At 70.7% G+C, this 4140-nt stretch carries 6 protein-coding genes; 2 read left to right on the forward strand and 4 right to left on the reverse strand.

The features are described 5' to 3' along the window. The first annotated feature begins 335 nt into the window (after positions 1 to 335). Both ACWDX9_RS60520 and ACWDX9_RS60525 read left to right on the forward strand, forming a co-directional pair. On the forward strand, positions 336 to 497 hold the full coding sequence (locus tag ACWDX9_RS60520; RefSeq protein WP_449972977.1) for a hypothetical protein: 162 nt from the start codon (positions 336 to 338) through the stop codon (positions 495 to 497). Positions 498 to 559: 62 nt separating this feature from the next. Further along, a complete protein-coding gene (locus ACWDX9_RS60525) occupies positions 560 to 1921 on the forward strand; it encodes a glutamine synthetase family protein (RefSeq protein ID WP_449972979.1) in 1362 nt (453 codons plus the stop codon). 60 nt (positions 1922 to 1981) lie between these two features. Here the strand turns inward: ACWDX9_RS60525 and hisF are convergent, their stop codons facing one another. From hisF to ACWDX9_RS60545, 4 genes are all read right to left on the reverse strand, one after another. Next, positions 1982 to 2743 (reverse strand): imidazole glycerol phosphate synthase subunit HisF, encoded by a 762-nt coding sequence (gene hisF / locus ACWDX9_RS60530; protein ID WP_355191790.1) that lies wholly within the window; start codon positions 2741 to 2743, stop codon positions 1982 to 1984. Further along, positions 2740 to 3150 (reverse strand): Rid family hydrolase, encoded by a 411-nt coding sequence (locus tag ACWDX9_RS60535; protein WP_449972981.1) that lies wholly within the window; start codon positions 3148 to 3150, stop codon positions 2740 to 2742. Before ACWDX9_RS60535 ends, hisF begins: the two co-directional genes overlap by 4 nt. Positions 3151 to 3171: 21 nt before the next feature. Continuing rightward, positions 3172 to 3894, reverse strand: a complete 723-nt coding sequence (gene priA, locus ACWDX9_RS60540; protein ID WP_364251617.1) for a bifunctional 1-(5-phosphoribosyl)-5-((5-phosphoribosylamino)methylideneamino)imidazole-4-carboxamide isomerase/phosphoribosylanthranilate isomerase PriA — start codon at positions 3892 to 3894, stop codon at positions 3172 to 3174. Beyond that, positions 3895 to 4140, reverse strand: a 246-nt coding sequence (locus ACWDX9_RS60545) for a hypothetical protein (protein ID WP_449972982.1), incomplete at its 5' end; no start/stop codon positions are given. It lies immediately after the preceding gene.

Genomic DNA, 4140 nt, shown 5'->3' on the forward strand with positions numbered 1-4140 from the left:
GGCGGCCCCCGCGGCGGCGCGCGGGTCGAGGTCACCGGCCGGGCGGCCGAGCTGCTCATGTTCTGCTTCGGGCGGCAGCGGCACACCAAGGTGGAGCTGACCGGCGCCCCGGAGGACGTCGAACGACTGCGCGACGCCTCCCTCGGCGTCTGAGTGATCCGGACGACCTATCACGGAAATCCCGGCGAACAAGGGGTTCACGCCAGACCTTCTGCGCTTACCATTGGCTCAGTAAGGAAGCCCCCCGGTTAGGATCATGTACATCTTCACCAAGATGCCCGATGATCGCCCAGATCCGGGTATATACGGCTGGGAATGGACTGCAGGAGGCCCCCATGCAGGTCAAGAAGGTGATCACCTACGTGGCTGTCGCGTTCGTGGTGTTCTACCTGTTCACCAAGCCGACCCAGGCTGCGGCGGCGGTCAACGGAGTGTTTGAAGGAATCCTTCACGGAGCAGACCAATTGGCTGTGTTCTTCACAAATGTTCTGACCTGACGCGAGGCTTCTGTCTGCGCCAGATGCTTCCCCGCGCTGCCGGATCGTGTTACGCAGGCAGGATGAGAGATCGCCCGAGCGGCACAAAGATCAATCAGCTCGATCCCAACGCGCGGCGGATCCTCGAGCGAACCGAGCTTGAGGGAATCGAGCTGATCCGTTTTCTGTACGCCGACCACGGTGGCGTGATCCGGGGCAAGGCCGCGTCCCGGTCGAGGTTGGCGGAACGGCTCAGCACGGGCATCGGGCACACGGTGGCCATGATGGCGATGAACATGCTCGACCAGCTCCAGGAGGTCGAGCACATGGGTCCGGTGGGCGAGGTACGCATTGTCCCCGACCCCGCCACCTACGTCCCGTTGCCCCATGCGCCTGGCGCGGCGGCGATGCTGTCCGACCTGTGCCTGCCGGACGGCTCACCGTGGGGGGCCTGCGCGCGCACCTTCCTCAAGGAGGCCATCGCCGAGCTCGCCACCGAGGGCTACACGCTGGTCGCGGCGTTCGAGCCGGAGTTCACGCTCGGCCGCCGCCTGCCCGACCCGGCCGGCGGCCCCGACCGGCTGGTCCCGCTCGACGACTCGCTGTGCTACGCCAACGCCGGGTTCGACACGGCCCACGACTACACGATCAAGCTCGTCCACGCGCTGGAGACGCAGGGGCTGCGGGTCGAGCACTACCATCCCGAGCTGGGGCCCGGCCAGCAGGAGCTGTCCGTGCGCCACGCGCCCGCGCTGCGGGCCGCCGACAACCACGTCCTCTACCGCGAGACCGTGCGCGGCACGGCGATGCGCATGCAGATGTGGGCCACGCTGGCCCCCAAGCCGCTGGCCGACCAGGCGGGCAACGGCGCGCACCTGCACCTGTCCCTGTGGAGCGACAACCGTAACGTCTTCGCCGAGGACGGCGAGGTGCGCGACGGGTTCATCGGCGGCCTGATGGCCCACCTGCCCGGCCTGACGGCGCTCACGTGCGGGAGCGTCAACAGCTTCCGGCGGCTGGCGCCCCGGACGTGGGCGAGCGCGTACGCCGTCCACGGGCCCGACAACCGCGAGGCCGCGGTACGCGTGTGCTCCCCGCTCGGCGAGAGCGGCGAGCCCAACCTGGAGCTCAAGCCCTCCGACTCCTCCGCCAACCCCTACCTGGCGCTCGGGGCCGTCATCCACGCCGGCCTGGACGGCATCCGGCGCAAGCTGGACCCGGGACCCGCCGTGGACGTGGACCCGGACACCCGGCCCGGCCAGTACACCCGCCTGCCGGCGTCGCTGGACGAGGCGCTGGACGCGCTGGAGGCCGACGAGGTGCTCATGGAGGCGCTGGGGCCGCTGCGGCGCAGCGCGTACCTGGCGGTCAAGCGCTCGGAGGCGGCGGCGTTCGCCGCGAAGGACGTCGCGTACGAGCTGTTCCACCACCTGCGGGTCTTCTGACGGACGCGCGCAGGCGGGCCTCGCGACCCGCCCGCACGCGCTGACACCCGCCCCGGCGGGCTAGCGGACCGGGTGGCCCGCCATCCGGAGCGTGTCCTTGACCTCGGAGATCTTGAGCGTGCCGAAGTGGAACACCGACGCCGCGAGCACGGCGTCGGCGCCCGCCGCCACCGCAGGAGGGAAGTCCTCCAGCCGGCCGGCGCCGCCACTGGCGATCACCGGCACCCGCACCGCGGCGCGGACCGCGCGCAGCATCTCCAGGTCGTAGCCGTCGAGCGTGCCGTCACCGTCCATCGAGTTGAGCAGGATCTCCCCCACTCCGAGCTCCTCGCCGCGGGCCGCCCACTCCACCGCGTCGATCCCGGTGCCGCGGCGACCGCCGTGCGTGGTCACCTCGAACCCGCTGGGGGTGCCGGGCGCGCGGCGGGCGTCCACGGACAGCACGACGCACTGGGCGCCGAAGCGCCGGGACGCCTCCGTGAGCAGCTCGGGCCGGGCGATGGCCGCCGTGTTGAGCGACACCTTGTCGGCCCCGGCCCGCAGCAGGCGGTTGACGTCCTCGACCGAACGCACGCCGCCGCCGACGGTGAGCGGGATGAACACCTGCTCGGCGGTCCTGCGCACCACGTCGAGCATGGTCTCCCGCTCGCCGGACGAGGCGGTGATGTCGAGGAAGGTCAGCTCGTCGGCGCCCTCCTCGTCATAGCGCCTGGCCAGCTCGACCGGGTCGCCCGCGTCGCGGAGGTTCTCGAAGTTGATGCCCTTGACCACGCGGCCGGCGTCCACGTCGAGACAGGGGATGACTCTTACGGCTACGGTCATGCTCGGTGTGCCTCGATTTCGATCTCGACCAGCATTCTCGGGTCGACCAGCCCGGCCACCCTCACTCCGGTGCAGGCGGGGCGCACCTTGCCGAAGACCTCGCCGATGGCCTGCCCGACGAGGTCGAAGTGGCGCTGCTCCACCACATAGTAACGGACCATGACCACGTCCTCGCTGGTCAGACCGCCCATCAGGACGGCCTCCAGCGCGATGTCCATCGCGGTCAGGCTCTGTCTGTAGGCGTCGCCGACATGGCGCACCTCTCCGTCGACCGTGGCGGTGCAGCCGGACACGATCACCCGGTCACCCGCCACGACGGCACGGGCATAGCCGTACCGCTCCTCCCAGATTCCGCCGGAAAACACCCTGCGACCGGTGCTTTCCATACCAAAGATGCTGACGCTCATCTCGCCCCCTCCCGGCAAGAGCTACACACGTACTGCGGCTAGCGCGTTTTCCAGTGTGAACGCGTGAGCGTAGAGGGCCTTGCCCACGATGGCGCCCTCCAGCCCGTCGGGGACGAGGGACGCGAGCGCGACCAGGTCGTCGATGGAGGAGACGCCGCCGCTGGCCACGACCGGCCGGCCGGTGCGGGCCAGGATCCGGCGGTAGAGGTCGAGGTTGGGGCCCTTCAGCATGCCGTCCTTGGTCACGTCGGTGACGACGTAGCGGGGGCAGCCGTCGGCCTCGAGGCGGTCGAGGACCTCCCACAGGTCACCGGCGTCCTCGGTCCAGCCGCGGGCGGCCAGCGTGGTGCCGCGCACGTCGAGCCCGACCGCGATCTTGTCGCCGTGCTCGGCGATGACCTTCCGGCACCACTCGGGATTCTCCAGGGCGGCGGTGCCGATGTTGACCCGGCGGCAGCCGGTGGCCAGCGCGGCGGCCAGGGAGTCGTCGTCGCGGATGCCGCCGGACAGCTCCACGTTCACGTCGAGCCGGCCGATGACGTCGGCGAGCAGCTCCCGGTTGCTCCCCCGGCCGAACGCGGCGTCGAGGTCGACCAGATGGATCCACTCGGCGCCCGCCTCCTGCCAGGCCAGCGCGGCGGCCAGCGGCTCGCCGTAGCCGGTCTCGGTCCCGGCCTCGCCCTGCACCAGGCGTACGGCCTGGCCGTCGACGACGTCCACGGCGGGCAGCAATACGAGCGACATTCAGATCCTCCGGTCGAAAGCGAGGGTCACGACAACGGGCACCAGCAGCAGCGAGAAGACCAGGACGGCGAGGCTGAGCGGGAGCGAGCCCCACACCAGCCACACGATGGCCTGGACGAACAGGAAGCCCAGCGCGACCACGATGTTCTGGGCGCGCTGGCGGCGGGCGATCAGGCCGCCCTGGCGGTAGAACCGCACCGGGCGCGGGGTCAGCCGGGCCAGGAGGGCGCGGCGGCGGGCCCGGCG

The organism is Nonomuraea sp. NPDC003201, from assembly GCF_053590415.1.